We start from the raw sequence: 26,764 nt of genomic DNA, 5'->3' as shown, positions 1-26,764 counted from the left end.
CATTTTAATCTGTTCTTGAAAGAATGTGAGTGGAGGTTTAATATGGGCACACCAAGTGACTTACTGGCAGACCTGAAAAAGTTGCTCAAAGAATATTATTAGGTGTCAGCCCCAAAAATAATAAAAATAAAAAGAACTGCTTCCATCACATTAAAATGAGATAAAAGTTAGGATTTGGTACCTAGTGCAGTGTGACCATCTTCATAATTTTTCCAATACGCGCTTTACGGCGAATATATTTAGGAGAGCTACATAGTTGCAGCTAAAAATCGGGTTTATGAAGAATAAAAGACCAAGATAATTGAGAGGATTATAGCCGCAAGCGGTGAAAAAGTCATGTTACAGAATGATTACAATAGCGATTTAAACATAATATGAGCATCCACATATTCCACCTGCTGTCGGTGATAGGCTTTATGAATGGTACCGATAATTTCAAAGCCGAGAGACTGCCAAAGTTTGATCGCAATCATGTTGGTGCTGACCACAAAATTAAACTGAATGCCGTGGTAGCCTTGTTCTTTGGCGCGTGCGATAGAATGTTCGCCCAAATGCCGTCCCACGCCTTTGCCGCGCACATCTGGTGAGACAACATACCCGCCATTGGCGATATGATCTCCCAAGCCTTTTTGATTTGGCCGTTGATGATAACAGCCCAAAATTTCACCCTCTTCTTCCAGCGCCCAAACTTCGTAAGTGGAATCACCAAATAGGTAATCTTCCATTTCACTTTTATGCGCATCCCAAGGCAGGGTGAGGAATTCCTCTGCCGCAATAATGTGCTCTAACATGTATTGCACTTTCGGAAACTCAGCGCGGGTGATGATGCGGAAGGTCATAGAGTTTTGTAACAAATTTTTGAGGCGCTTTCAAACGAGTGGAAAAAATGCTATAATAGCGTTTAAATAACAGATAGTTATGTAGGAGGTTGAGATGCAAGTAGTGTCTTCCATACCCCAGTTTTCGGGGCTAAGTACCATATTGCAGGGCTTAAATGCTCTTAAGAATGGTGTATTTGAAACAGCGCAAATGAATGAGTTTACGGGCAGTACCGTTGAAGATATTATCGATATTAGCTCGGATTTGTTTCAGCAATCGCGATCATCTCAAAATTTAGAGATATCAAGTGATGCTGAGGCCACAGTGAATGATCAGGCTATTTTGGATGCTTATGCAGGGTTTGAGAGTCAAGTTTTTCAACTATTCGAAGATGTTTTTTCCAAAGCGAAAGAGCTTTTTGAATCGGGAGATATGGCTCAGTTCCATTTTGACGTGGCTGCTGCTAAAGAAAGTTACTTTGAACTTAGAGTCAGCTTGTCAATTGAAGTGACAATTCTTATTCCGGTTGAGGTGCCTGAGCCTCAGCTCCCTACGTTAACACAGCAGGCGCTTAGCACGGTTGGCAATGCAAGTATTTCAGACCGCGATAAAGAAGCGCTTATTAGCATGATTGCGATGATTGATGAGTTTGTAAAAACAGCGGCTCATGATCATTTGATGCGTAGCGTTATCCTCATTGTTCCGCTAATGGAGCAAATCACTCCTGAGACGGAAGATTTCTCCGTTATGCTTATGGGGCAAATGGAGTCACTTTATTGGAGTGAGCGTTCGGAAATGCGAGAATCTACAGGGGTCATAGCGGAAAATTATCGGAGGGATGATAAGAGCTTCATTGCCTACTCGATGTCAATGCAAGTGCAAACCCAAACACGTGTCTCTTTTAGAACTGAAGCTTAGAGCTCAACGAACTTTAGGCTGCTAAAAGCATCTTTGTGAAGTGATAGGAACTACATATATCCAGCAGCGCGCAATCTTTCAAAGCTACTTTCATCTTCGTCAGCACCCATCGGGCGGCCAGATCTCTCACTCACTTTGGTTGTGCGGAGTTCTGCGATGATTTTATCGATCGTGTCGGCCTCAGATTCTAACGGCCAAGTGATGCCGCGCTCGCCTAAGCTACGGAAGCGCATGCTTTTCCCGCCAAAGTCTTTGCCTTCAAATTCATCGTATTTCTTTGCGTAATAGAGCGGCACAATCGGAATGCCTTCGCGTTTGATATAGAGCCAAACATCCAGTTCCGTCCAATGTAGGAGTGGGTGGACGCGGATATGCGTGCCGGGTGGGAAGTCGGTTTTAAACTGATCCCAGAATTCAGGTGGCTGGTCTTTGACATCCCATTCGCCGCTCAGGCCGCGTGGGCTAAAATAGCGTTCTTTGGCGCGGGTGCCTTCCTCATCACGGCGGATACCGGTGACGATGCCGTTAAATTTATGCTCTTTGATCACCGCTGCTAGCCCCAGCGTTTTACGCGCGGCGATGCGAGCGGAATGCGGAAGAGACTCATCGGTTTCCTCGAGCGGTGGGCAGGTTGGAGAAAGGAAATTGACGTCCCATTCCTTTACATATTTATCGCGAAACGCGTAAACCTCCGGCATTTCCAATTCGGTATCACAATGCACTAATGGGAACGGAATTTTGCCAAAAAACGCCTTACGCGCGAGGTGGATCATCACGTTCGAATCTTTGCCAAAGCTCCATAACATCGCCATATTATCGATCTTGTTGAACGCCTCACGGAAGATGTAGAGGGATTGGGACTCGAGGGAGTCTAAGTGTTGAGTTGTTGAGTGGTTAGGAGTTGTCATTTGGGGTGATTCCTATCATCCGTAAGTAAGCGTTCAACATTTTCTGTGGCTTTAATAATCCGTAAATCCCGCAAAATATGAATACGGGGAATATTGAATAAAATACAATCATTAAAAACAAATCTAGGTCGGGTGTGTTCAATGTTTCTTCGTGAAATGGTTTAAACAACAATGCGGCGAAAATAATTAAAACGACCGACCAAATTCTTACTAATAAAATCATCATTTGATTGTCTCTCTATACCGACCAGTTTGTGTTATTAGCCGCCACGTGCAAGCCGCATTCGGTTTTCTTATCATCGCCGTCAAAGGTGTGCATCCAACGGCCAGCGCGTTCATCTTGCCCCTCTTTTACAATGGATGTGCAGGGTTCGCAACCGATGGATAGGAAGCCCTCGGCGATAAGTGGATGGGTTGGTAGACCACGGCGCTCAGTGAATTCCTCCAATTGCCCTTTGCCCCAATGGCTAAGCGGGTTGATGCGGAATACGTCTTTTTCATCTTGTTCAATCGTTTCCATATTGGCACGTTGAGCGGTTTGGTAACGTTTTCGCCCCGTAATCATGGCTTCGATTTTATAGTCTTCCATTGCGCGCTCTAGCGGTTCTACCTTACGCAACCAGCAGCAGCGGTTAGGTTGGTCTTTCCAAAGCGTTCCGTCTTTATCGATATTGCCGAGTAGCGTTTCATCCGGTTTGAGCCATATGACATTGGTGAGCTTGAGTTGTTCCGTTAACTCGCGCGCAAAGTCGAGTGTGGCGGGAAAATGTTTGCCGGTGTCTAAAAAGAAGATAGGCAGGTCGGGCTTCACATCAGCAATCAGTGCCAGCAGGACAGCAGAATCCGCCCCGAAAGAGGTGAGCGAGGCAATCTTTCCCTCAAATTCCTTATTCGCCATCACACGCAAAAGTGCTTGGGCTGAGAGATCTTGGTAGAAGGCTTGTAGGCGGGATAGGGATTTAGACATTACGTTCCGCTTTCTCAAAACATGGGCAGCTAACATCTAGCCAGCCTTCGTCATCAAGCAGCTTATCGGTGTTCTCAGCCAGTTCGGTGAAGCTTGCGCCGTTCGCTTTCCACTCATCGCGCTTGGTGGAGATGGTTTGCAAATTCTCTGCCCAGCTTGCGGGGAAGAGCTGTTCTAGCATCATCCGCAAACGGCGAGCGAGGCGAGGGCTACCGCCGCCCGTAGATACGGTCAGCAATAATTCACCCCGGCGTACCATGGCGGGCACGTGGAAGTCACAATAGTGTTTTTTATCTTCCACATTGACGAGGCAGCCAGCCAACTTGGCTTGATCGTATAACGTGCCTGAGGTGAAATCGTCAAAGTCAGCGATGAAGACCACGCCTGCACGCGAAAAGGTGCTTTGGGCGATATCGTCATCTTCGATATGTTCAAAACTCGTACACGCCGCTTCGAGTAATTCGATGCGGCGTGTAGTGGCGGCGCCTTCGCCGATGACGAGAATATCGGTTTTCTCTGGGTTTAGGATAATTGGGAACATTAGGCTGCCCACTTATAGTCGGTTAAGTGTGGCAATGCTTGCGCCTTCAGATCATCCCAGCCAATGCGGTGACAGAAGTCGCCAAATTTTTCACCTTCGGAGCGCTCCACAACGAAGCGTGCGAGGATGGGGTCTAGCGCATCGGTGATTTGCTCGAGCGGTACTTTATCGAAAGCGGCGGTGCCTAGGCGGGTGCCGTTATATTCGCCGCCAAGATAGAGTAGGTATTTCCCAGGCATGCGGCCAACAATACCGATCTCGCCACCATAAGGGCGCGAGCAGCCATTAGGGCAACCGGCGATGCGAATCGCGATTTCTTCATGTATCAGCCCGTGTTTGTCGAAAAGCTTTTCCAACTGCTTCACCAGTGGAATCTCAACACGTTCGGATTCTGCCAAACCTTTGCCGCACGTGGGGAGCGACACGCAAGCGTGGAAATGGCGGGCGATGTGAGTGATGTCTTCATTCAAGCGGATACCGTGATCGCGCAATATGTGTTCAATCGTCAGTTTATCGGAGGCTTTGATATCGGTCAGGATGATGTTTTGATCTGCCGTAAGGGTCAGATTCATTTGATATTTGGAGATTACCGCATGTAAGCCCGTACGATATTTCGCGCCTGCATATTCGCCGGATTCAATATCAATGATACGCCCCGAAGGGATCGGTATCCCGAGGAAATAGTTGCCGTCATTTTGAGAATGCCAGCCCATATGATCGCAGATGGATAATTTAGGCAATGGGCGTATGGGTAAGATCTCACCCTCGAAATAATCCGCTAATTTCTTGCGAACCCAGTCATTGCCATTTTCCGCTACGACATATTTGAGGCGCGCATGTTGACGATTTTCGCGATCACCATAATCGCGTTGTAGCTTCACTACGGCCTCGGCCATCGCCTGCGCATCTTGTGGTGCGATGTAAGTAATCGGCGTAGCAAGGCGCGGGTAAGTGGCGGGAGTGTTATGCTTCATCCCCATGCCGCCGCCAATCACAACGTGATAGCCGATGATTTTCTCACGCTCGATATCGGCAATGAAAGCGAGATCGTTAGTGAGTGCGTCCGTGCAATTATCACGCGGATCAATCACCGAGATTTTAAACTTACGCGGCATGTAAGTGTCGCCGTAAATATCTTCAGTCGTTGAATCAGTTTCTGGGTTAAACGGATAATTTTGCTTCTGGCCATCGACAAACATATCCCAATAAGCATCTGTGCGTGGAGCGAGATGTTTGGCAAGCTGGAGAGCGAGCGTTAGCATTTCTTCATGCAATCCGTCTTTAATCGGCGCGGGGCAGGCGGTGATATTACGCACCACATCGCCGCAGCCACCCATAGTAGAGAGAAGCTCTGCACTAATCTCTTTGATGAATGGTTTTAAATCACCTTTGAGAATCTGGTGGAATTGGAATGTCTGACGCGTGGTGATGCGGAGCGAACCATTCGCACGTGCATCACAATATTTATCGAGTGCGAGATATTGCTTCGCCGTCAAACGTCCCGCAGGCATTTTGAGGCGGAGCATGAACTCCCATTCCTTCTCCAGTCCTTGCTTCTTACGTGGGGTGGCGGTATCGCGGTCATAGCCTTGATAGCTGCCGAAAAACTTGAGGAGTTCGTAGGATTCATCCGATACAAAACCCGATGAAGTGTCATCCAGTTCACTCGCGATATTGCCACGTAAGCCGAGACTTTCGCGTTTATAGCCTTCTTGTTTACTCTCACTCATAGGCAGGATATAGTAAGTTTAGGCTAATAAAGCAATAGAATTGTGTGAATTTAAACAATTAACAAGTATTTATTGTTAATTAAAAATCATTCAGCATGGCATCGACTTCTGCTTGGCTTAGGCCTTTGCCTTCGAGTTGAGGGCCGTTCTTTAGTTCTTCATCGGTCAATTCGTGGTCTTCGTCGACCTTGCCCTTTGGTGTATCCTCTTGTGCGGGGGTGCCTTCTTTATCGAAAAACCCTTTGAGGCTTTTAATAAGCACGAGTGTTTTCTCCTCTACTTGGGCGAGGTAAGAGATTACCTTCGTCGCGCGCTGACCGGTGATGTCTTGGAAACCGCAGGAAGAGAAAATCTTGGCCGTTTCGGCAAGCACGGCTTGTTTTGCCACCTCATCTAAGCCTGCAACCGCCTTTTCGATGGCGTCGCACGCATCCATAATCTCGTTGCTAGCATCTTCCGATGCGGAAATAATGGCATTCAACTCTAATGTTGAGTCAGGAATGAGCGTTTCAACAATCTCATTTGGGTTGCTTGAGGCGAGATTCCTGCGCCCGGATTTAATAAAGCTGCCGACGCTCGCTAGCGCCGCTTGTAGCTCTTGATACTCTTTAGACTTTTCGATGCTCATGGAGATCTCCTAAAGTTGTACGTTGAAAACCGCGCCAATTTTTAATTTCATGGTTTCAAGATTGAATGGCTTAATAATATAGTTATTTACGCCGGCCTTTTTCGCCATCACCACATTTTCGGCTTTGGTTTCAGCCGTGACCATCATGAAGGGGATATCTTTATAATATTTATCGGAGTTGCGAATTTTTTTGAGAAGTTCGTAGCCAGACATAGGTTCCATATTCCAATCTGAAATCACAAAATCAATTTTTTGAGTGTTGAGGATTTCAAGAGCCTGAGTTCCATCCATGGCTTCATGCAGGTTAGTGAAGCCGATCTGGCCCAATAAATTCTTAATAATACGGATGACTGTCTTATAGTCGTCTACAACCAGAATGTGCATATTCTTGCTGAATGCCATATGTTGCTCCTTTCACGCGAGTGGGGCGCTTTTTGTTTGTCAGGCTAACGGAATATTAACCTGATGATGATTAAATCTCTTATCTAAGGCATAGATGATAAAGGTTAACAATCTACAAACGACAGCGCCTTTATTAAGGGAAAAGTACAATGGATGACTTGATTCAGGAATTTATCGATGAAACGCAGGAGAGTCTTGCGATCATTGATACGCAATTAGTGGATCTGGAAAAAGGTACGGGTGATAAAACAATCATCAATAACATCTTTAGGTTGATGCATACGGCGAAAGGAACCTCAGGGTTTTTGAGTCTTTCTAAGCTTGAAAAAGTCGCGCATGCGGCTGAAAATATTATGGATGGTTTGCGCGAAGATGATGTTGTGCCCACAAAAGCACAAGTCGATGTTATTTTTAAATCGATTGATGTCGTGCGCGATATTCTCGACAGTGTCGCAGGAACCGGGGAAGAACCTGATGCGGATTATTCCGCGCTTATTGATGAATTAAATGCCAATGTTATTGGTGTCGCTCCGACGACAGGTGCTCCGTCTGCGAGCGAAGAGCCAGCGACCGAAGAAGACGGTACGGTCGGACAAGATGTTTACGATCAGATCGAAGCTGAAATTGCGGCGTTAGAAGCGGCAGAAGCGGCAGAAGCGGCTGCGGAAGTTGCGCTAGAAGCAGAAAGAGAAGATGACGGTACGATCGGGCAAGATGTTTACGATCAGATCGAGGCTGAGATTGCAGCCCTAGAAGCGGCAGAAGCTGAGAGAGAAGCCGCAGAGCAGAAAATAGCTGCAACGGTTGTTGCTAAAAAGGAAATAGCGCTAGCGAAGAAGGCTCCTGCGAAGAAACCTCCCGTACCGGTGCAAAGCCTGCGTGTAAACGTCAATGTATTAGAAGATTTGATGACGTTGGTTTCCGAGTTGGTGTTAACGCGTAATCAACTATTACAAGTGTCTCGTGGTCGTGTCGATGGCGAGATGGTTGGGCCGATTCAGCAACTCAATTACGTCGTCTCTGACTTGCAAGAAGCGGTGATGAAAACACGCATGCAACCCGTCGGAAATGCTTGGGCGAAATTGCCGCGTATTGTTCGTGATATTTCGCACGAACTCGGTAAGAAAATCGAATTGGTGATGGAAGGCGAAGATACAGAGCTTGATCGTCAGGTTCTCGAACTGATTAAAGATCCTCTGACGCATATGGTGCGCAACTCGTGTGATCATGGAATTGAAGCGCCTGCGGAGCGTGCAGCGGCGGGGAAGCTAGAGACAGGGACGATTCATCTCAATGCCTTTCATGAAGGCGGACAAATCGTGATTGAGATTTCGGATGATGGTAAGGGCTTAAATAAAGATGCGATTGTGAATCGTATTTTAGACAGAGGTTTGGCGACAGAAGCTGAGCTTGAAGCGTTTTCGGATCAGCAAATTTATATGTTTATCTTTAAGCCGGGTTTTTCAACGGCAGAAGCGGTGACAGCTGTATCGGGCCGTGGCGTGGGGATGGATGTGGTGCGCTCTAACATCGAAAAAATTGGTGGGAGTATTGAACTGAACTCAACGCCAGGTGAGGGTAGTGTTTTCCAAATTAAAATCCCGCTGACCTTGGCGATTGTCTCTGCATTGATTGTTGAAAGCGCGCATCAGCGTTTCGCGATTCCTCAAGTGGCAATTCAGGAATTGGTACGGGTGGCGAAAAACCATGCAAACCGTATCGAAACCATGAATGGGGTGCCGGTATTGCGCTTGCGTGATGAGTTATTGCCGGTTCTGGATTTAGGGAAAATCCTCACAGGCGAGCAAAGTGAATCTGCTCCGGATGCTAAGCATGTTACGCAAACGGATGAAGAAATTAAGAACCAATATGATAGCGCCTATGTTGTGGTGATCACGGTCGGTTCGTCTGCTTTTGGTCTGCTGGTAGATGTGGTGTTTGATACGGAAGAGATCGTCATCAAGCCCACCTCGCCAATGCTCAAGGATATCAGTATCTTTTCTGGAAATACCATTTTGGGTGACGGGAGTGTGATTATGATTCTTGACCCGCAAGGGCTTGTCCGAATCTCGAATAAGAGTGCGATGGCCAGAGGAAACAGAAAAGCAGCGGAGGCCGTGAAGAATGATGCGGTTCGCCGTACGGGTGAGAAAACTGCCTTGCTTGTCATGCGCAGTTCAGCTGATCAGGAAATTGCAGTGCCACTGGCTCTCGTAAGTCGTCTTGAGAAGTTCAAAGTTGAAGATATTGAGCACACGCAAGGCGGAGCGGTGGTCCAATATCGTGATTCTCTCATGACTCTGATGGAGGTGAGTGGCGATACGGCAGTGAACCCAGGTAAGGCGGGGGATAAATACGTGAATGTTGTCGTGTTCAGTGATGATCGCTCTAAAAATGATCTGGGAATCGTGGTAGAAGAGATTGTGGATATCGTGAATGATCACCTTAATTTGGAAACCGAGGGCGTAAAAGACGGATTCTTGGGAAGTGCCATTATCACAGGTAAAGCTGTTGATGTGCTCGATACGGCTTTTTATATGAAGAAAGCGGGAGGTGACTGGTTTGGTCGCAGTGATTCGCAATTGCCTTATAAGGAAGCGATTTCACGTGAAAAGTCAGAAAAAGTAGGTGCTTACAGCACTGAAGAGATCAAAAATGTAAAACCGCGAGCGATGATTGTCGATGATAGTGCCTTCTTCCGTGGCTTGATGTTACCCATTATGGAAGGCGCCGGTTTTGAAGTGACCGCGGCGAATGGGGCGGGCGAGGCGTTGAAATGCTTCAGCGCAGAAGAGCCTTATGACATTATCGTGAGCGATATCGAAATGCCGGAAATTAATGGATATGAATTTGCCAAAATCATCAAAAAGGATGAACAGTTGAAGCGTATTCCCCTTATCGCCGTCTCATCGCATGATACGCCTGAGGATGTTGAATATGGCTTAAGCCAGGGCTTTGATTTCTATCTGGAAAAATTTGATGCCGTTAGCTTCAAAAAAGCGCTTTACGATGCGCTTAAACTAAGACCCAAGGAGGCGGTTTCCGATGAATGATCTTGTAGTTCATGAAGATGGTTATGCGGAAGATAAGGATGGTATCATCAATGATTATCTTATTTTCCACTTAGGGAATCAGGCCTTTTGTATTCATGTCGCGCAGGTGCGAGATGTGTTGCGTTTGCAGAAACTTACCCATGTGCCTTTGTCTGAAGAAGGTATCGCAGGGGTCATGAATCTTCGCGGGCATATTGTGACCGCGATTGATGCGCGTGTTACTTTGGGTGTGCCTCTTTCCGATGAGGTTGAAGATTTAAGTGTTGTGGTCGAATTCGAAGAGGAACTCTACAGTATTATTGTGGATGGTGTGCGTGATGTATTTACGTTTATGCCAGATGAGATGGACACAAACCCTTCCATTTTGGAAGGCAAATTGCGTGAGGTTGCTAATGGTGTGATTAAGCGTGATAACGAGCTAATTGTCTGCCTTGATGTGCCGAAATTATTTCATATGGTGAAGCCACTCGCAGAGGAAGTTGAAACTTAATGTATGTGATGTGCTCTCAAAAACCTCGTACGCTGTTAGCCTTAGGGTTGCAGCCGAAACAGTTTAACCGGCTGTAAGAGGATATTCCATTGATGACGCGCCCCTATCCCAAACTATCATTATTACCTAAAGTTCTGGCGATTGGGAGTTCGACGGGAGGACCACAAGCATTGATGAAAGTGCTGAAACCGTTATATGGAAAGTGCCATGTCCCCATTATTATTACCCAGCACATGCCCGCTTCTTTTACTGGTATATTTGCCAGCCAAATAGAAGAAGAAACTAGGTTCGAATCTTTTGAAGCGAAAGACGGACAAGCGCTTGAAATAGGAAAAGTCTATTTGGCGCCAGGTGATTACCACATGTGCTTTAAGCAGATGCTGAATAAGGATGTGCAGGTGAGATTGAATCAGGATCCTCCTGTCAATTATTGTCGTCCAGCCGTAGACCCTATGTTTGAATCGATTGGCGGTATCTATCCCCATAACACCTTGGCGGTGATCCTGACAGGGATGGGGCAGGATGGTTTAGAGGGGGCGCGCCAAATTGTTGAAGAGAGCAATAGCAATATACTACTTTCGCAAGATAAAGAGACAAGCGCGGTATGGGGTATGCCAGCGGCCGTCGCTGAAGCAGGATTATCGCATGAAATTTTGCCTTTAGGGCAAATTCCTCACAAAATTTTAACCATTTTAGGGCAATAATAACATTATGCTAACTGCTACCATAAATACTGGAACTTATAACTTCTATCGCGATTTCCTTTTTCAACAGTCGGGCTATGTGCTGACAGAAGAAAAGAAATATTTGTTGGATAGTAAGCTCGAACCTGTTTTGGAACATCACGATATTCCTAGCGTGACTGAATTGGCGAATCGCCTGCATACGCTCCCAACTCATATCCTCAAGCAGGATGTGATCGATGCGATGACGATTAATGAGACTTTTTTCTTTCGCGATAAATCTCCCTTTGAGGTGTTTGAAAGAGTGGTCTCTGAGGTTTTTATCAAACAGCAAGAGCGTACGACATTGAATTTTTGGTCTGCTGCATGCTCAAGCGGGCAAGAGCCTTATTCCTTCGCTATGGTGATGGAGAAGATTTCAAAAGAGGTGAAACCCATTAACTATAAAATGCTGGCGACCGATATCTCGACCGAGATTATCGCAAAGGCAAAAGCGGGAATCTATAATGATTTCGAGGTGAATCGCGGGCTTACCGATGTGCAAATTGCGTCCTATTTTGAAAAGGTGCCCCAAGGGTGGAAGATTCGGGATACTTTAAAACGCCACATCGAATATAAAGCCGGAAATCTCATTCGTGACTTTTACGCAGGTGGGCCGTTTGATGTGATCATGCTGCGTAACGTGCTTATCTATTTTGATGTAGCAACCAAGACGCGTATCTTGGAAAAAATGCATCGAATTATTGCACCGAAAGGCTATCTTGTTTTGGGCGCACCAGAGACGGTAATGGGGCTTGGAGATTATTTTTCACCCGTTCCTGAATTTAAAGGATTCTATAAGCCGAATCACTAGGGTCTTCGACTTCGCTTGACAGTTTGTCACACGGGTGGCATTAGCCGTTTATGACAACAATTATTCTGACCCCTGAACATAGAGCCATCAGCCAAGCAGCCTTTGCAGATGAGTCTGATATTTTACGTAAACTTTCCGATAGCCTCCCGCGCTATGAGAAGCTCGTACCACGCGTGATACAAGGGGCTGAGAAGATCGTCGAGAAGTTGCGCAAAGAAGGCGCTGGTCACGGTGTTGAAGCCTTCTTGCAGGAATATGGCCTCAATACCAAAGAGGGTATCGCCATTATGTCGTTGGCAGAAGCGTTGCTACGTATTCCTGATAGCCACACGGCAGATGATTTGATTCGTGATAAGTTCGATGGCCGCGAGTGGGATAAGCATCTTGGGCAGAGTGAATCTATTCTCGTCAATGCCTCTAGCTGGGGCTTGTTGCTAACGGGTAAAGTATTGGAATTCGGTAGCCCTGAAGGCCAAAAATCAAGTTTGATGCTACGCAAACTTGTTGGGCGCTTGGGTGAGTCAACGGTGCGCGAATCTCTGCGTCAAGCGGTGCGCTTTATCGGAACGCAATTTGTGATGGGTACGACCATTAAAGAAGCGATGGCACGGGCAAAGTCGGCGCATAAAAGGGGCTATATGATGTCTTACGACATCTTAGGCGAGGGCGCGCGTACCGCCAAGCAAGCTCAGAGCTATTACGAAGCCTATACGGGTGCGCTAACGGCGATTGCCAGTGCAAAAGGCGGCGGGGCAATCCAGCCGTCGCTTTCGATTAAACTCTCGGCGCTACATCCTAAATATTACACGGTGAAATATGAGCGCCTTGAAGCGGAACTCTTGCCGAAGCTGAAGGTGCTTTGTGCGCAAGCAAAAAAATCAGGTGTTATGATTTCGCTCGATGCGGAAGAAGCTGCGCGCCTCGATATTCATATGAAGCTATTTGAAGCTCTGGTGATGGATGAAGAGTTTAAAGGCTCCAATTGCATAGGCTTTGTACTGCAGGCGTATCAAAAACGTGCTCTGATGGTAGTGGAGTGGTTACAGAATCTCGCAAAGCGCAGTGGAAGTCGTATCCCCGTTCGCCTTGTTAAGGGCGCCTATTGGGATACAGAAATTAAACTCTCGCAACAGGGCGGGTTAGAAAATTACCCCGTATTCACGCGTAAAGCGAATACGGATCTTTCCTATCTTGCCTGCGCGGAGGCCATGTTGAACGATAAGCAGGCATTCTATCCACAATTTGCGACTCATAATGCGCATACCTTGGTTGCCGTACGCGAGATGGCCTCAGATGCCGGTTGGAAGACTGGAGAATTCGAATTCCAACGCCTGCATGGTATGGGCGAGAAGCTTTACGATCAGCTTATTGGTGATATTCCGTGCCGTGTTTATGCGCCGGTTGGTCGTCATAAAGATTTGTTGGCCTATCTGATCCGTCGTTTGTTAGAAAATGGTGCAAACTCCTCCTTCGTAAATCAACTGATGGATGATACTTTTCCGCTGGAAGTGTTATTGGGTGATCCGCTAGAGAAAATCCGGAATCGTCAATTTGGCTCACACCCTGATATTGTTTTGCCGAAAGACATTTACGCGGATCGTCAAAACCCTAAAGGCTATGATCTAGGGAATGTAGCGCATTTGGAATATCTTAAGGAAGCGATCCAACCGCCTCAACCGAAAGATTTAGGCGATAAGCCGGCGACTAACCCAACCACTGGTGCAGAGCTTGCGAAGCTTAGTTACACGGATGCTAAGGGTGTTGCAAAAGCGATAGAGAGTGCCAATAAAGCGCAAGTTGATTGGAATAAAACTCCTGTCAATGAGCGCGCGATGGTGCTCGATAAAGCAGCAGAATTGATGCTGGAGAATGAGGCGGAGTTGCTTTCGCTTTGCGTATATGAGGCCGGAAAAACGCAACTTGATGCAATTTCAGAGCTGCGCGAAGCGGTCGATTTCTGCCGTTATTACGCAAATCAATCTCGTAGCCAAATGGTGCCGCAATTATTGCCAGGGCCAACGGGTGAGAGTAATGAACTGCATTTCTTCGGCCGGGGTACATTCGTGTGCATTAGCCCTTGGAATTTCCCCCTCGCGATCTTTACGGGGCAGGTGGCTGCAGCACTCGTCGCCGGTAATGCGGTCGTTGCAAAGCCCGCCGAGCAAACACCGCTCATTGCATTACGCGCAGTCGAGCTCATGCATGAAGCGGGCATCCCGAAAGATGTGCTGCAATTGCAAATTGGTAAAGGCAGCGTCATTGGCCAAGCGATGATCGAACATCCTGATATTGCAGGTGTGTGTTTCACCGGTTCCGTTCCTGTAGCGCAAGGGATCAATCAAACGCTTGCCGCTCGCACTGGTGCCATCATCCCCTTGATCGCCGAAACTGGCGGACAAAATTGCATGATTGTCGATTCGACCGCACTTTTGGAGCAAGCGGTGGATGATATTATCTTATCTGCGTTCGGCAGTGCAGGGCAGCGTTGCTCGGCGCTTCGCGTGTTAATGGTACAAGATTCGATTGCCGACGAATTACAAGGCATGCTCGAACAGGCAATGGATGAGCTGAAAATCGGCAATCCGCTAAACCCTGCAACCGATGTTGGACCGGTTATCGACGTCCGGGCGCGTGAAGGTTTGTTGGCGCATTGTGCGGAAATGGAAAAGCAAGGCAGAGTCATCAAGAAGCTAGAAGCGCCTGGGCTGGGCGGCAGCTTTGTACCGCCACACCTGATTAAGCTCGATAGTATCGATCAGTTAGAGAAGGAACATTTCGGCCCGATTTTGCATGTTATTCGCTTTAAAGGGAAAGATTTTGAAAAACTTTCTGAGCGTATCAATGCGACAGGCTTTGGTCTGACATTCGGTTTGCATAGTCGTATCGAAGACCATTGGGAGCATGTGCAGAATACGATTCATGCCGGAAATCTTTACATTAACCGTAATATGACAGGTGCGGTTGTTGGAGTGCAACCTTTCGGCGGAGAAGGGTTATCTGGAACGGGGCCGAAAGCGGGTGGACCGCATTACTTGCATCGTTTCATGACAGAGCGTACGATCACAATCAATACCGCTGCAATTGGCGGCAACCTTGATTTATTGAGCTGATACTATGAAAATGACTGCCTTACTTGTGCTGACAGCTATTTTGCTCGCGGCTTGCGATGTGCCCTTTATTCCGGGAATTTAACATCCCAGACTTTGATGGTTTGTATCGCCTCGCCTAGCGGGTGAGGGGAGAGCCATGAATGTGCGTTATTCAGGTAGCTATTCTTGCGGATGTAATTCGGGCAGGCGATGACCCTATCAATCTTACGTTTTCGGATAATTTCTTTGGCGAGTGCTGGATTGTTGCTATAAAAAATACGGAGTAAATCACCCAACCCATCTACATTACGATGATTATTTGCTGATAGAATCCGGTGAGGGGTGAAGAATAAAACCTCGTAACCACGATTTGCATTAATGGCCAGAGTGAGTGGTTTATCTCCGAGTAAATTATCCCGGATGAGGGCGGTCATTTCTGTATTGCAAGGGTGTGCGCGGCGTTTTTTTTCTTCTGTGCCTTTGGCGGTGATTAGGGCGAGTGGAAGAATGATAACCGCGAAAATAATTAGCATTCGGCCAATGCGCCGGTCTTCCCATTTTGTGTCACTTAAGCCATAAGCGAGGAGCAGTAATGCGGACGGGACAGCGTAATAGGCCCAACGAAGTGCATCGAAAAATAGCACATGCATTCCGATAGTCATGAAGATAAGTGAGAGAGGTGCTAAGGGCCAATGCTCTTTTCTCATACGCATGAAAGCGAGCGGCAATGCGAGCAGTAAGGGAATAAAAGGCGAGATGTTATACCCCGCTTCGATAGGAGATTTGAGTTCACCAATATTATTGCCAAAATGTTCAACCAAGAGCGGGTCGGTCATGGTGACAAGGCTGAGTTCTAGCAATTCAGGGAAGCCAAGGAAGGTGAGCAAGAAGATTGCGACAGCGAGAAGGCCTGCCTTAATGCCGCGCCAGAGTAAGCTACATTGCCATGCTGCTTGCAGTGAAAGTAAGGTTGCAGCAATGCAGGTGAGTGTAATCATGACGAAATGGGGCCATGAGAGGCTGTCAATAATAACGCTCGTGAATTGGAGAGCGGGGCGTTCCATTAAAATTCCAAGCGCCATGCTGCATAGCATCAGGGTAAAGAAACGTCGTGGAACTTTGTGATAGTGCTCTGGGTGTTGTAACCAGCATACTCCCAGCCATAGGCTGGCAAAGAAGAGGGGAGCGAAGAACTCGATGCTTACCCAGACTCCAAGGCCTGCCAATATGCCCGCCGTTCGAATACGCTCCGTCAGCAGGTTATAAAGTACCCAGATGCATAAGGTGGCGAGCAGCGCATGATGGTCGACGCGCCCAGGCGCGAAATAGGAGAGGATGTAAGGGTTGCAATAAATGGCGAGCAAAATGCAAGGCAGTACAAGGTTTTGCAATGTTCCGCCGAGTCTTACAGTGGTGAGCGCCATTGCCCATGTGAAGGCTAGAAGCAAGGTGAATTGATAGATAATACTGGCTTTGAGCATCGGCATGATACTCGCGAAAGGTAACATGAGGAGGTCAACTGGGCGCGTCCAATGATGCTTTAACCCATGGGGCCAATTGGTACGTTCAATCAGGTGGTCATACCAGTTAGCCCCTTGCAGCAGCTTATCGAGCGTTAGAAAACGAAGGTAACTATCCGTGCCAATAATATCGGCGACAGTATTAATATCAAACCCGCTACGGCCAGCGGTAAAGACAAGGCTGAGAAGGACGATACAACAAAAGATGCTACGTGGATAAGGCACGGCTCTCGGTTTCAATCAGTGTTTGGAGCTTAGGCAGAAACTCACCGGGTTTTAGGGTGCCCACGGCAATGGCTTCTAACATCACAAGCTTAATGATACCCGCTTGTTTGGTGAAAGCGTTGCGCTGCCAGTAAGTGCCTGAGTTTAACGCAATCGGCACGACCGGACATTTAAGGAATTTGGCGAGTGCGGCGACACCGGGCAGGTAATCTTTCGTCTCCCCCGGAGCCATCCGCGTGCCTTCAGGAAAGATAATCAGGTTATAGCCTTCTGCCATGCGTGCTTTTGATTCTTTAATCAGCTTCTTCACAGTGGAAGCGCCGCCACTACGATCAATGCCGATATTACCCGCACGCCATATCCACCAGCCGATCACCGGCAGCCAATAAAGTTCTTTTTTCATCACAAAGAGTGCGTTGGGTACGAGCACCCAGAGCGCAATCGTTTCCCATGCAGATTGATGTTTGCTGGCATAGATAGCCGCTTCTTGCGGGAGTTTGCTTTTGAGGGTTACCTGATAATCCAACCCAAGTACCACACGCATCACCCATAGATACATATAGACCCAGCGGTGGATGCCCCAATGCGTGCTACGCACTGTCAATAGGCACGGAAGCATAAGCGTCGCGTAGAGGATGCTTCCAGGATAGAAGAGTAGATTAAAGAGGATTGTCCGCAAGAATTTCACTTAACTTTGTCTCCTGTGCGACCAATTTCATCACGTAGCTGATGGCTAATTTATGATATTCACTGACGAGTAATAGGGCGCTATCTTTATTGCGCCACCAATCTGCTGGGAATTTGGGAGAGAAGGCAGGCTCAGCAATGATGCGATAACTATCCGGTAAAACGCGACGGAACTCGTGCAAACTACGTGGCATATGGTAGTTGGTCGTAATAAGCATGATGGATTTGGTGCGAGGTTTTCCTTTTAGAAATTCCTTTACTTCCAATGCATTGCCACGGGTGCTTCGTGCTTTGCGTCCGATGTGGATTCTTTTTTGGAAGCGCTCATAGAGGCGTGACCCGAGTGGGTTTCCGGTATTGGCGAAGAGTTGCTTATTGCTGGTATTCTCGTTCACACCCGTAATTAAAAGCTGCGGTACGCGCCCCTCATAAAGCTTGATTAAGCCGTGAATGATACGTCCTTGTCCACCGGTGAGTACAACGCCTAATGAGGCTTTGTCTTGTGAAATAGGAGTGCCGAGTGTTTGTTTCGGAACTTGTCCGATAAACGATACAAAGCCAACCACCCAAAGCGTAGCAGCGAGTAATGATAGTATCATTAGAAGAGAAAAAAGGCGTCTCATGAGAACAGGCTTAAGCCATTTGCCTTAGCATTGCTAGTACCGTTTTACGTGCAACGAACAAAGCGAGCAATCCGGTCAGGGGGGGGAGTAAAAGCCACACGACTAGGTGCATAAGGGTAATAGGGAAATTGGGTAAGAGGCTGGTGTTTATTTCATTGATGGATAGGCCAACAAGAAAGAACAGCATAGCGGCAATCGCGACTCCCACCAGCCCTCCACGCATGCCTAACAGAAAGGCATTAAACTGGAATTGTCGTGCGATATAATCATCTTCCGCGCCCACTGAGTGTAACAGTTGAATCGCCTTCGTATGTAGTTTGAGTGCAGTTTTAGAGGTGAATATAATAATCACTGTGGTCGCGGCAACCACTAATAGCGCCAGTAAATAAGCGCCGATCTCTAAAATACGGATAAAGTTTAGATAATGTTCTAGCCATTGCTCGTGTGTATCAATTTGCACATTGGGGAAGGGTTTTTTGAGAGATTTTGTGAGCTCGTCAATGTTAAAGCGACTGCGATCCTCTAACTTTACTTCCAGCACTTTAGGGATATTCAAGGTTTCAACTAATGCCGTATCATTGCCAAACCAAGGCGAGATCATTTCTGCAACATCTTCGGTTGCGAGTAATCGAGTTTCGCTCACGCCGCCGGTCTTTTTGATGAGCCGTTCAAGGGACTCGTATTTCTTATCGCTTATATCTGCTGGGATTTGCACGGTCAGCCATTCGGAGAAATCTTGTTTTTTATCTTCCAACAAGGTGCCCACCGTAATTCCACCTGCTAAAAAGAAGGCGGCGAGAAAAATCATCAAAGCGATGAAGTACGGCAAGTAGCGATTCGCATCATCACGCGAGAAGGAGATATCGAGCCGAGGCGCGATAAACCGGCGTATTTGGCGTGTGGTGGAAGCCATGTACTTTTACGCTTCCGTTGAAATGGATTCAGCTTTATTTCCACCTTTAGCCACCGTCACCATCGCAGGCCGCAACAGGCGATCATGGATGATGTAACCGGCTTGCAGTACTTGTGTTACGGTGCCGGGTTCAGCCTCGGCATCTTCTACTTGTGCTACGGCTTGATGGTGGTTGTGGTTGAATTTCTCACCCACTGGGTCAATACGCACAATGCCATTGCCTTGGAAGATGCGGATCAACTCATTGAAGGTCATCTCCACGCCTTGCGCAAGGTTATTGAGCTTATCGTCAGATTTGCGATCTTCCTCAGAGATACTCTGTAAGGCGAGCTGAAGATTTTCAACGATATTCACCATGTCACGTGCAAAGCCGGTAACTGCATATTTACGTGCATCAGCCAATTCGCGGTCAGTACGTTTACGGAGGTTTTCCATTTCAGCCATCGCGCGGATAAGCTGATCTTTCATCATTGCGGTTTCATCTTCTGCCTTAGGCACCGCTTCGAGGGTTTCTTCACCTGCTCCAGCGAGTGCTGCAGCGATCGCTTCTTGTACATCCGCGATTTCTTCAGGCGAAGGAGGTGTTCCTTCCTCTACTGTAGGTGCTTCAGATTGGTTCGCCTGATCTTCTTCCTTGGCCGCATGCAGTGCTGCATGCATTTCCGCCGAGAGGGGATCGTTGCTAATGGAAGGTTCTGCCGAATCATCTTCAGGCATTTCAGGGGTTTCTTCTGGATTATTCATGATCTGTACCGCTCGTGATTTTTACGTTACTGACAATATCGTGATATTCGCCCAAGTTTCAAGTGCACCGATGGATAAAATTGCGTATAGCTAGTGGCAAATAATCATGAGAGAGCTTTTTATGTCTACACGTCCTTCAGGTCGCACCAATGATTCGATGCGCGAAATTACCATTATTTCTGATATTAGTCGCTATGCAGAAGGTTCATGCGAAATCCGTTGTGGGCATACCGTAGTGCGCTGTACAGCCAGTGTTGACGAGAATGTCCCTGGCTGGATGCGTGGTAAAGGTAAGGGCTGGGTGACGGCTGAGTATGGCATGCTACCACGCTCAACCCATACCCGTATGGGGCGTGAAGCTGCTCGCGGTAAACAATCGGGGCGTACTCAAGAAATTCAACGTCTTATTGGCCGTAGCTTGCGTGCTGTCGTCGATATGGAAGCACTTGGCGAGCGTCAAATCGTAGTTGATTGCGATGTGATCGAGGCAGATGGCGGCACGCGTACTGCTTCTATCACCGGTGCTTATGTCGCGCTTTACCAAGCGCTTGCACTTCTCGTAAAGCAAGGTGATCTGAAGACGATGCCATTGCGTGAGCCTGTGGCCGCTATTTCTTGCGGTATCTTAAACGGTGAATGCATTCTGGATTTAGAATATTCCGAAGATTCAATCGCTGAAGCAGATGCTAACTTTGTGATGACCGCTTCTGGAAAGCTTATCGAAGTGCAGGGAACCGCGGAACAAGATCCGTTTACCCGCGCACAGTTCGATACATTGCTGGATCTCGCAGAAAAAGGCGTGAAGGAACTTGCTGTTTTGCAAGAAAAAGCACTCGAAGCGCAAAGTTTAGCGGCGTAAATGACAGCGCCGTTCGAACAACTCGTTATCGCTAGCCATAATGCTGGCAAAGTGCGTGAGATCGATGCTTTACTCGCGCCAATGGGAGTGCAGGTTAAGTCTGCCGCTGAACTCGATTTACCTGAGCCGGTGGAAGATGGCGATACGTTCGCGGCGAATGCGCTCATCAAATCGCAATCCGCTTGCGGTAAGAGCGGTCTGGCATCTCTGGCGGATGATTCTGGTTTGGCCGTGCCGATGCTGGATGGCGCGCCAGGTATTTATTCCGCACGTTGGGCCGGGCCGAATAAAGATTTTGATGTGGCTATGAAGCGCTTGCAGACGCAAGGCTGCGAAACGGGAACTCCAGCTTATTTTATCTGTGTGCTGGCTCTAAGTCAGCCAGATGCGCAAGATGTGGTGTTTGAGGGGCGGGTCGATGGCACGCTTACTTTCCCAATGCGCGGCGAAAAAGGCTTCGGTTATGATCCGGTGTTTGTGCCGCAAGGTTATGACACAACGTTTGCCGAAATGGATGCGCAGGCGAAGCAGAGTATAAGCCATCGTTCGCTGGCATTTGAAAAATTTGTAACATTCATAGAGGCTCCAACGAAGTAATTATTATGCCGGTTTTATTCGCCCTTATATTCACGTTATTTAGTGTCTCGTTACAAGCAGCACCGTCTGCGATGACCGAACATGCGAAGGTCACGTTAGTGAGTGAAGCAGCGGCTATCACGCCCGGTCAGCCTTTTAATGTCGCTTTCGATTTCGAACTCGAAGATCACTGGCATATTTACTGGAAAAATCCGGGCGATTCCGGTCTTGCTGCCACCGTCCATTGGGAGCTGCCGAGCGGCTTTGCTGTAGGCTCGCTACAATGGCCAACCCCTGAGAAAATTGCCGTTGAAGGCTTGATGAATTACGGCTATGAGGGCAGCCCGAGCCTCATCCAACGCATGATACCTCCGAACGGATTAGAGGGGGAAGCCTTTAGCCAAGAGGGTAATGAAGTTATCCTAACCGCCAAGCTGGAATGGCTTATTTGTAAAGAAATTTGTATCCCGGAAAGTGCCGAAGTTTCGCTAACATTGCCAATCTCTACGAAGTCTTTGGTCAATGAAGGCAGTTTTGATGCGCGCCTTGCCATGCTGCCAGCGCCGCTATCTGATACCGCTTATTTCGAGCAAAAAGACGATGCCATTTATTTGCAGTTGCCTTATGAAGTCAAAGAAGGCGCGTATTTCTATCCTGAAGTGGGCGGCGTGATTGAACATGTTGAACCGCAAACTTTATTGAAGGGTGAGGGCGTAAGTGTACTCAAACTCAGCAAAGGGATGCACGAAATTGATGGCAATCTGGGCGGCGTATTAGTCGCGGCGGCAGATCGCTTTGCGGTGCAAGCCGAGCCGGGCATGGTCGTGGTTCCCCAAGCGGCAGCGCCGGTGGAAAGCTTATCTCTGGTGACGGCATTACTTTTTGCGTTACTTGGTGGGGTGCTGCTCAATGCCATGCCATGCGTCTTCCCGGTCTTATCGCTCAAGGCGCTTTCCATTTCGCGTAAAGCGCAAACGGCAACGACAGAAGTGCGTAAGCAAGGACTGGCTTATTTGGTTGGGGTTGTCGTTTCATTCCTTGTTTTAGGGGGTGTAATGATTGCTCTCAAAACGGCAGGACACACCCTGGGCTGGGGCTTCCAACTGCAATCACCGGTTTTTGTCACGGCGATGTTGTTTATATTCTTTCTGCTTGGCCTATCGCTCGTGGGGATGTTCCATCTGCCCGTATTGATGGGTAATGCCGCGCAAGATGCGGAACAAAAAGAAAGCACAAAAGGCAGCTTCCTAACAGGGGGGCTTGCGGTGTTAGTGGCGACTCCGTGTGCAGTGCCCTTCATGGCACCGGCAGTGGGATATGCCTTTGCACAACCCACGACTATTACGCTATTGATTATGGTGCTGCTCGGTGTGGGCCTAGCCTTGCCTTATCTGCTACTGGCATGGTTTCCTGTGTTGCATAAGCGTCTACCAAAGCCGGGCGCATGGATGAACAGCTTTAAAGAATTTATGGCATTCCCGATGTTCGCATCGGCCGCATGGTTGCTTTGGGTTCTGGCACAGCAAGTATCACTCGATATTCTGGCGGTTATATTATTTGCTTTGGTAGGGCTCGCTTTTCTTATTTGGATTGGTAAAGCATGGGCGAAGCTACTCGCGTTATTGCTCGTTGGTTTTACCTTATATTCAACCTATTGCGCTAGCTGCAGTAGTAATGTTGACAGTTACAAAAACTTATCCGAGCCTTTTACGCCTCAGCGTTTGAGCGAGCTGCGTGCGACCGGTAAGCCGGTATTCGTTAATGCAACGGCAGCATGGTGTATCACCTGTAAAGTGAATGAGCGGGTGGCGCTTCGCGACCCTAAAATTGCGGAAAGTTTTAAGGCGCAAGGCATTACCTATTTGGTCGCTGACTGGACGAATCGTGATGATGCGATTACGGATTGGCTGACCCGTTACGGTCGCTCCGGTGTGCCGCTTTATGTTTATTATCCAGCAGATGGGGTGCAAGAAATTGTGCTGCCGCAACTGCTAACGACCTCAACCATACTCGACATTATTAAGGAGAACTAAAATGAAAACTCTATTGAACCTAGTTGCGACTTTCGCATTGATTCCCTTTGTCGCTTTTGCAGAGGTAGAAATCGGTAAAGCCTCCCCTGATTTCAGTGCGGTAGATACGAATGGCGCGAAAGTCACTCTTTCTGAATTGAAAGATGAGATTGTTGTGCTGGAATGGACGAACCATGGTTGCCCGTTTGTGAAAAAGTTTTACAGCCAAGGCGATATGCAAGCGACGCAAAAAGACTATACCGCCAAAGGCGTGAAATGGGTGCGTATCATTTCATCGGCTGTCGGTAAGCAAGGTCATGTGACGGATATGCAGGCCAATGAAATTGCGAAAGAGCAGGGCGCTGCCGCGACCCATACGATCCGTGATGAGTCCGGTGAGATTGGCCGCCTATTCGGTGCCAAAACGACGCCGCATATGTTTGTGATCGATAAAGCGGGTAATGTGGCCTATCAAGGCGCAATGGATGATATTCGTTCGCCAAGTGCTGAGAAAATTGCCGAGGCGACGCCGCATTTGAAGAATGCGTTGAATGATTTACTCGCGGGCAATACCGTGCAAGTGACATCAAGCCAACCTTATGGCTGTTCGGTTAAATATTAGAGATTAGTGGATAGTGGCGCCTTTAGGAGTGACTTCATCATTTGCTAAGAAATCCTCTGGTTTAATCTTACCGTCTTTACCGGCGGGTAGATTATCGAGAAACCTTTTTGCAACTTTGGCTTCTTTGGGGCGCGCTGTTTCGGTCGGGGCAGCACTGGCTTTAGGCGCCGCGTTTTGATCCGTTTGATGGTCTGCTGAAACTAGGACCTCTGCGTCTTTTTGAGTGTCAGGTTGGACTTTAATGATAACCTCTAGCGGCTTATTGTCTTTGCTCGTTACTTCAGTTTCGCCTTCCTTTAGCGCGAAGAGTGCATGGGATTCAAGCTCCGTAAGCTTTGCTTCTAGCATCGTGCGTATTTCGGCACTTGTGAAATCAAGCTCGTCTAGGCTTCCGGCATAATGTGATGCAATGTTGATGATCTCCGCACGGTCTTGCGGTGGTGTGATCAGCACTTCGCTGGCAACGGCAGAGATAAACTGTTTACCGAGAAGTTCTTCACTGTTGCTGCGGCCAGATTTGGAACTGATGCCGTAAAGTGTGTTTGCAACGAGGAAGAGTAAGCCTTGAGCAAGGTTAAATATCCAGAATTTACTCGCTGCGCTTTTATTATCATAGCGTCCTTTCAGAACGGAATCTTGTTCGCCTTTGAGTTTCGTGAGTTCGTGTTGAGCCTCTCTTAGCTCTTCAGAAAGCCCAACGGCTTTGCTTGGTGCAGTCGCTGTGTCCAACTGCTGGGAGAGACGGTTTACTTTCGAGTAAGCCGTCTCATTTATATTTTTGAGTTTGTTGACTTGCCCAGCATCACTGGTGATAGTTTCGTTCATCTTTTTAGGCTCTCCGTTTAAGCCATCGGTTTTATTGCCGATTTTGTTCGCAATACTGTGCTTCTGCCAGCGATGTTTGCGCTCATCAAATGCGCCTATAATCGAAGAAACGTTATTTAGGCCAGCGAAAAAGCCAGAAATAAGGAGTGGCATTTGCTGCACTTTATAACTGAGGCGTTTCCATAGAGATAAATTTGCGAGAGCCTCTTTTGCCTCGGCTGGGGTGGTAACACCTAAATCTTCACGAATTTCAGAAGAACTTTTTTCTGGAATACTCGCACCTAAGGCAAAGCCAGAGCTGACTAAGATACCGGCTGCTTTTTTGTAAGGGTTGCTTTGCTTTTGTCCTGCGATGGCGAGGGATATTCCTGCGGTGACTTCAGAGGCAGATTTAATGGCGATGACTTTATTATGCATAAAGTTACGAACGCCTTGCCATCCACCTTTGCTGCTATGTAATCCTGTCGTGAATGCACTGCCAAAAGAAGGAGCAATACCATTTTGTTTTAAACTATCACCAAAGCCTTGCATCACGGCATCGTGTTTTTCTTTGTCGCTACGTTTACCAAACATAAGCATGGCAGTGTCCCCAACCGAGAAGGCCAAACCGCTGCGTAATTCATCATTATCGCGACGGAACCAACCACTTAATGCAGTTGCAACGTTTCCGAGTTGGTAAAATACGGCAGAGAGTACAAGGCTGTTCGCACGAACTTTTTGCAACATCGTGGGTTCGATTTCTTGACCGCTCGCTGATTTTTGGCTTTCGCCTTTGACCGCTTCGGTTTTTTGTAAGGTGGCTAGGACTTCTTTTTCATGTTTGAAATTGCCTATGCGTAAGACAGATTGCCCATCAATCAGGTCATAGCTGAGGGAAAAGCCTTGATCGACCAATGCGGTATCAAGTGTGGTTGTCTTAATGTCTTCTTGTGGGCGTAAAACAATAACAGCCTCAGCCGCGCGCCCTTTTTTAGCGGGCGTGAAGCGAACTTCTTCAACAAGTGAATCGGGTTGATTCCATTGGTATTTCACAGAGGTACCCCGACTTCATCAACAGGGTCATAATTGCGGTCGCCCCAGCGCTTCTTATCTTCCGCTGTTTCTTGCTCATCGTAAAAACGAGTAGCACCGCTAGCAGCGGCTTCATCTTTAGGGGCAATGCTTTCTGTAGTTGCCGTGACCTCACCCTTAGGTGCTGCATTGCCAGTAGTATTGGCGGCGATAGGTGTTTCTGCAAGGGTGTGATCTTTTTTATCACTCCATTTAATCACCTTTTCCATTACGGTAGACGTAATCGCCGTACACCATGTGTCAAACATGATTAACTCTGTCCAATAGTTAGTTCGCTTTGCCGCCATATCAGACATGGCTGGTTTGCCTTGGGCTTTAAGTGCTGCATTTTTTCTGTCAGTGATGCCGTTGGCGACGTAATTACCTGCAGCGCCGGTTATACGGCGGAAGCCATATCGGCCTTGGGTCGGGGCGTTCCCCATTCTTTCATCAATCGTTTCTGGGATTTGGTTGAGGGCCATACTGGCCACCATACCAGAGACACGCCCTGCAATGACTTCAGTCCATGTTTTGATGGGAGAATTTTTGACTATTTCGTAACGTGCTTCACGGCGATCAATTTCAGCTCGATCGGCTTTTGTGCCGGTGAAGGCATCGATCCAGCCATCGAAGCGTTTGCTTAAGCTTGCGCGATTATTTTCAAGTTTTTTGACAAAAATTGCGGCGATATGTCCGCCGAGATTAAGGGTGGCAACGGCGCCTGCGGTTTTGCCAAAGGTGTTATCTAATGATTCTTGTGTTTTGCGTAACCAGTCAGAACTTTTTGTCGCCCACGGTTTGTTGATTTTTTCAGCAAAGTAACTGGTAGGCTTATTAGGATTTTTCTTATCCGGCGTGCTGCCTAGAAATAAATCAACAATGGCAAGAGATAGGCCTAAATTTCCGGCAAAGTTGAGGGCTTTGTACGTAATGAAATCAAACAGGCGCTCACCGCGCGTCGGCTCCTTAGCCGTAAGAGTGCTCGCCGCCCATTCTTGTGTGGTTTTGGTTCCTTCTTCGACCATCG

General features: G+C 47.6%; 25 protein-coding genes. 11 read left to right on the top strand and 14 right to left on the bottom strand.

Going from position 1 to position 26,764, the window contains the following annotated elements:
• The coding region (locus P8P30_07035) for an IS1595 family transposase (GenBank protein MDG1287306.1) at positions 1–102 on the top strand (102 nt) is incomplete at its 5' end.
• Between the two features lie 248 nt (positions 103–350).
• Here P8P30_07035 and P8P30_07030 read toward each other — a convergent pair.
• Positions 351–839 carry a GNAT family N-acetyltransferase gene (locus P8P30_07030; GenBank protein ID MDG1287305.1) on the bottom strand — a complete coding sequence of 163 codons (489 nt, stop codon included), beginning with the start codon at positions 837–839 and terminating at the stop codon, positions 351–353.
• A gap of 190 nt (positions 840–1,029) precedes the next feature.
• Here P8P30_07030 and P8P30_07025 point away from each other — a divergent pair, with 190 nt between their 5' ends.
• Positions 1,030–1,737, top strand: a complete 708-nt coding sequence (locus P8P30_07025) for a hypothetical protein (protein ID MDG1287304.1) — start codon at positions 1,030–1,032, stop codon at positions 1,735–1,737.
• Between the two features lie 50 nt (positions 1,738–1,787).
• On the opposite strand, the gene cysD is transcribed toward P8P30_07025, so the two are convergent.
• The 6 genes from cysD to P8P30_06995 all read right to left on the bottom strand — a co-directional run bounded on the left by cysD (position 1,788) and on the right by P8P30_06995 (position 6,913).
• Positions 1,788–2,645, bottom strand: coding sequence for a sulfate adenylyltransferase subunit CysD (cysD, locus tag P8P30_07020; GenBank protein MDG1287303.1), 858 nt, complete (start codon positions 2,643–2,645; stop codon positions 1,788–1,790).
• Positions 2,646–2,883: 238 nt separating this feature from the next.
• Complete coding sequence (locus P8P30_07015) at positions 2,884–3,612, bottom strand: phosphoadenylyl-sulfate reductase (GenBank protein MDG1287302.1); 729 nt, start codon at positions 3,610–3,612, stop codon at positions 2,884–2,886.
• Positions 3,605–4,153, bottom strand: a complete 549-nt coding sequence (locus P8P30_07010) for an NAD(P)-dependent oxidoreductase (protein MDG1287301.1) — start codon at positions 4,151–4,153, stop codon at positions 3,605–3,607. The genes P8P30_07015 and P8P30_07010 overlap by 8 nt, the downstream gene beginning before the upstream one ends.
• Complete coding sequence (locus P8P30_07005; GenBank protein MDG1287300.1) at positions 4,153–5,883, bottom strand: NADPH-dependent assimilatory sulfite reductase hemoprotein subunit; 1,731 nt, start codon at positions 5,881–5,883, stop codon at positions 4,153–4,155. Before P8P30_07005 ends, P8P30_07010 begins: the two co-directional genes overlap by 1 nt.
• Before the next feature lie 79 nt (positions 5,884–5,962).
• Positions 5,963–6,511, bottom strand: a complete 549-nt coding sequence (locus tag P8P30_07000) for a hypothetical protein (GenBank protein ID MDG1287299.1) — start codon at positions 6,509–6,511, stop codon at positions 5,963–5,965.
• Between the two features lie 9 nt (positions 6,512–6,520).
• Positions 6,521–6,913, bottom strand: a complete 393-nt coding sequence (locus P8P30_06995) for a response regulator (protein ID MDG1287298.1) — start codon at positions 6,911–6,913, stop codon at positions 6,521–6,523.
• Between the two features lie 149 nt (positions 6,914–7,062).
• On the opposite strand from P8P30_06995, the gene P8P30_06990 reads away from it, so the two are divergent.
• The 5 genes from P8P30_06990 to putA all read left to right on the top strand — a co-directional run bounded on the left by P8P30_06990 (position 7,063) and on the right by putA (position 15,102).
• The gene (locus P8P30_06990; GenBank protein ID MDG1287297.1) at positions 7,063–9,966 is read left to right on the top strand and encodes a hybrid sensor histidine kinase/response regulator; all 2,904 of its coding nucleotides are present in this window, start codon (positions 7,063–7,065) and stop codon (positions 9,964–9,966) included.
• Positions 9,959–10,456, top strand: coding sequence for a chemotaxis protein CheW (locus P8P30_06985; GenBank protein MDG1287296.1), 498 nt, complete (start codon positions 9,959–9,961; stop codon positions 10,454–10,456). The genes P8P30_06990 and P8P30_06985 overlap by 8 nt, the downstream gene beginning before the upstream one ends.
• A gap of 92 nt (positions 10,457–10,548) precedes the next feature.
• Positions 10,549–11,160: a CheB methylesterase domain-containing protein gene (locus P8P30_06980; protein MDG1287295.1), complete on the top strand. Its 612-nt coding sequence runs from the start codon at positions 10,549–10,551 to the stop codon at positions 11,158–11,160.
• A 7-nt stretch (positions 11,161–11,167) separates the two neighbouring features.
• Positions 11,168–11,992 (top strand): CheR family methyltransferase, encoded by an 825-nt coding sequence (locus tag P8P30_06975; GenBank protein ID MDG1287294.1) that lies wholly within the window; start codon positions 11,168–11,170, stop codon positions 11,990–11,992.
• 50 nt (positions 11,993–12,042) lie between these two features.
• The gene (putA, locus tag P8P30_06970; protein ID MDG1287293.1) at positions 12,043–15,102 is read left to right on the top strand and encodes a bifunctional proline dehydrogenase/L-glutamate gamma-semialdehyde dehydrogenase PutA; all 3,060 of its coding nucleotides are present in this window, start codon (positions 12,043–12,045) and stop codon (positions 15,100–15,102) included.
• 65 nt (positions 15,103–15,167) lie between these two features.
• On the opposite strand, the gene P8P30_06965 is transcribed toward putA, so the two are convergent.
• The 5 genes from P8P30_06965 to grpE are packed head-to-tail and all read right to left on the bottom strand — an operon-like array spanning position 15,168 to position 19,793.
• Positions 15,168–16,826 (bottom strand): glycosyltransferase family 87 protein, encoded by a 1,659-nt coding sequence (locus tag P8P30_06965; GenBank protein ID MDG1287292.1) that lies wholly within the window; start codon positions 16,824–16,826, stop codon positions 15,168–15,170.
• Complete coding sequence (locus P8P30_06960; GenBank protein ID MDG1287291.1) at positions 16,810–17,514, bottom strand: lysophospholipid acyltransferase family protein; 705 nt, start codon at positions 17,512–17,514, stop codon at positions 16,810–16,812. The genes P8P30_06965 and P8P30_06960 overlap by 17 nt, the downstream gene beginning before the upstream one ends.
• Positions 17,486–18,112, bottom strand: a complete 627-nt coding sequence (locus tag P8P30_06955) for a YdcF family protein (protein MDG1287290.1) — start codon at positions 18,110–18,112, stop codon at positions 17,486–17,488. The genes P8P30_06960 and P8P30_06955 overlap by 29 nt, the downstream gene beginning before the upstream one ends.
• 34 nt (positions 18,113–18,146) lie before the next feature.
• Positions 18,147–19,049, bottom strand: a complete 903-nt coding sequence (locus tag P8P30_06950; protein ID MDG1287289.1) for a hypothetical protein — start codon at positions 19,047–19,049, stop codon at positions 18,147–18,149.
• 6 nt (positions 19,050–19,055) lie between these two features.
• Entirely contained in the window at positions 19,056–19,793 is a 738-nt protein-coding gene (gene grpE, locus P8P30_06945; protein ID MDG1287288.1) for a nucleotide exchange factor GrpE, read from the bottom strand.
• A gap of 121 nt (positions 19,794–19,914) precedes the next feature.
• On the opposite strand from grpE, the gene rph reads away from it, so the two are divergent.
• From rph to P8P30_06925, 4 genes are read left to right on the top strand one after another with little or no spacing between them, the layout of a single operon-like run.
• Positions 19,915–20,652, top strand: coding sequence for a ribonuclease PH (gene rph, locus P8P30_06940; GenBank protein MDG1287287.1), 738 nt, complete (start codon positions 19,915–19,917; stop codon positions 20,650–20,652).
• On the top strand, positions 20,653–21,249 hold the full coding sequence (gene rdgB / locus P8P30_06935) for an RdgB/HAM1 family non-canonical purine NTP pyrophosphatase (GenBank protein ID MDG1287286.1): 597 nt from the start codon (positions 20,653–20,655) through the stop codon (positions 21,247–21,249). It abuts the gene before it with no gap.
• 5 nt (positions 21,250–21,254) lie between these two features.
• Entirely contained in the window at positions 21,255–23,261 is a 2,007-nt protein-coding gene (locus P8P30_06930; protein MDG1287285.1) for a protein-disulfide reductase DsbD family protein, read from the top strand.
• 1 nt (position 23,262) lies between these two features.
• The gene (locus tag P8P30_06925) at positions 23,263–23,862 is read left to right on the top strand and encodes a redoxin domain-containing protein (protein MDG1287284.1); all 600 of its coding nucleotides are present in this window, start codon (positions 23,263–23,265) and stop codon (positions 23,860–23,862) included.
• 3 nt (positions 23,863–23,865) lie between these two features.
• On the opposite strand, the gene P8P30_06920 is transcribed toward P8P30_06925, so the two are convergent.
• Together P8P30_06920 and P8P30_06915 are read right to left on the bottom strand one after the other, a co-directional pair.
• Positions 23,866–25,719, bottom strand: coding sequence for a hypothetical protein (locus P8P30_06920; protein ID MDG1287283.1), 1,854 nt, complete (start codon positions 25,717–25,719; stop codon positions 23,866–23,868).
• Entirely contained in the window at positions 25,716–26,762 is a 1,047-nt protein-coding gene (locus P8P30_06915; protein MDG1287282.1) for a hypothetical protein, read from the bottom strand. The genes P8P30_06920 and P8P30_06915 overlap by 4 nt, the downstream gene beginning before the upstream one ends.
• Positions 26,763–26,764: the final 2 nt, after the last annotated feature.

This window comes from Rickettsiales bacterium (genome assembly GCA_029252805.1).
In the GTDB taxonomy this organism is placed as follows: Bacteria; Pseudomonadota; Alphaproteobacteria; order Rickettsiales; family JALZUV01; genus JALZUV01.
This window is presented reverse-complemented; position numbering and strand designations above follow the sequence as displayed.

Coding starts and splice junctions, on each gene's coding strand:
- P8P30_07030 (MDG1287305.1), bottom strand. CDS start 839: ATGACCTTCCGCATCATCACCCGCGCTGAGTTTCCGAAAGTGCAATAC.
- P8P30_07025 (MDG1287304.1), top strand. CDS start 1,030: ATGAATGAGTTTACGGGCAGTACCGTTGAAGATATTATCGATATTAGC.
- cysD (MDG1287303.1), bottom strand. CDS start 2,645: ATGACAACTCCTAACCACTCAACAACTCAACACTTAGACTCCCTCGAG.
- P8P30_07015 (MDG1287302.1), bottom strand. CDS start 3,612: ATGTCTAAATCCCTATCCCGCCTACAAGCCTTCTACCAAGATCTCTCA.
- P8P30_07010 (MDG1287301.1), bottom strand. CDS start 4,153: ATGTTCCCAATTATCCTAAACCCAGAGAAAACCGATATTCTCGTCATC.
- P8P30_07005 (MDG1287300.1), bottom strand. CDS start 5,883: ATGAGTGAGAGTAAACAAGAAGGCTATAAACGCGAAAGTCTCGGCTTA.
- P8P30_07000 (MDG1287299.1), bottom strand. CDS start 6,511: ATGAGCATCGAAAAGTCTAAAGAGTATCAAGAGCTACAAGCGGCGCTA.
- P8P30_06995 (MDG1287298.1), bottom strand. CDS start 6,913: ATGGCATTCAGCAAGAATATGCACATTCTGGTTGTAGACGACTATAAG.
- P8P30_06990 (MDG1287297.1), top strand. CDS start 7,063: ATGGATGACTTGATTCAGGAATTTATCGATGAAACGCAGGAGAGTCTT.
- P8P30_06985 (MDG1287296.1), top strand. CDS start 9,959: ATGAATGATCTTGTAGTTCATGAAGATGGTTATGCGGAAGATAAGGAT.
- P8P30_06980 (MDG1287295.1), top strand. CDS start 10,549: ATGACGCGCCCCTATCCCAAACTATCATTATTACCTAAAGTTCTGGCG.
- P8P30_06975 (MDG1287294.1), top strand. CDS start 11,168: ATGCTAACTGCTACCATAAATACTGGAACTTATAACTTCTATCGCGAT.
- putA (MDG1287293.1), top strand. CDS start 12,043: ATGACAACAATTATTCTGACCCCTGAACATAGAGCCATCAGCCAAGCA.
- P8P30_06955 (MDG1287290.1), bottom strand. CDS start 18,112: ATGATACTATCATTACTCGCTGCTACGCTTTGGGTGGTTGGCTTTGTA.
- P8P30_06950 (MDG1287289.1), bottom strand. CDS start 19,049: ATGGCTTCCACCACACGCCAAATACGCCGGTTTATCGCGCCTCGGCTC.
- grpE (MDG1287288.1), bottom strand. CDS start 19,793: ATGAATAATCCAGAAGAAACCCCTGAAATGCCTGAAGATGATTCGGCA.
- rph (MDG1287287.1), top strand. CDS start 19,915: ATGTCTACACGTCCTTCAGGTCGCACCAATGATTCGATGCGCGAAATT.
- rdgB (MDG1287286.1), top strand. CDS start 20,653: ATGACAGCGCCGTTCGAACAACTCGTTATCGCTAGCCATAATGCTGGC.
- P8P30_06930 (MDG1287285.1), top strand. CDS start 21,255: ATGCCGGTTTTATTCGCCCTTATATTCACGTTATTTAGTGTCTCGTTA.
- P8P30_06925 (MDG1287284.1), top strand. CDS start 23,263: ATGAAAACTCTATTGAACCTAGTTGCGACTTTCGCATTGATTCCCTTT.
- P8P30_06915 (MDG1287282.1), bottom strand. CDS start 26,762: ATGGTCGAAGAAGGAACCAAAACCACACAAGAATGGGCGGCGAGCACT.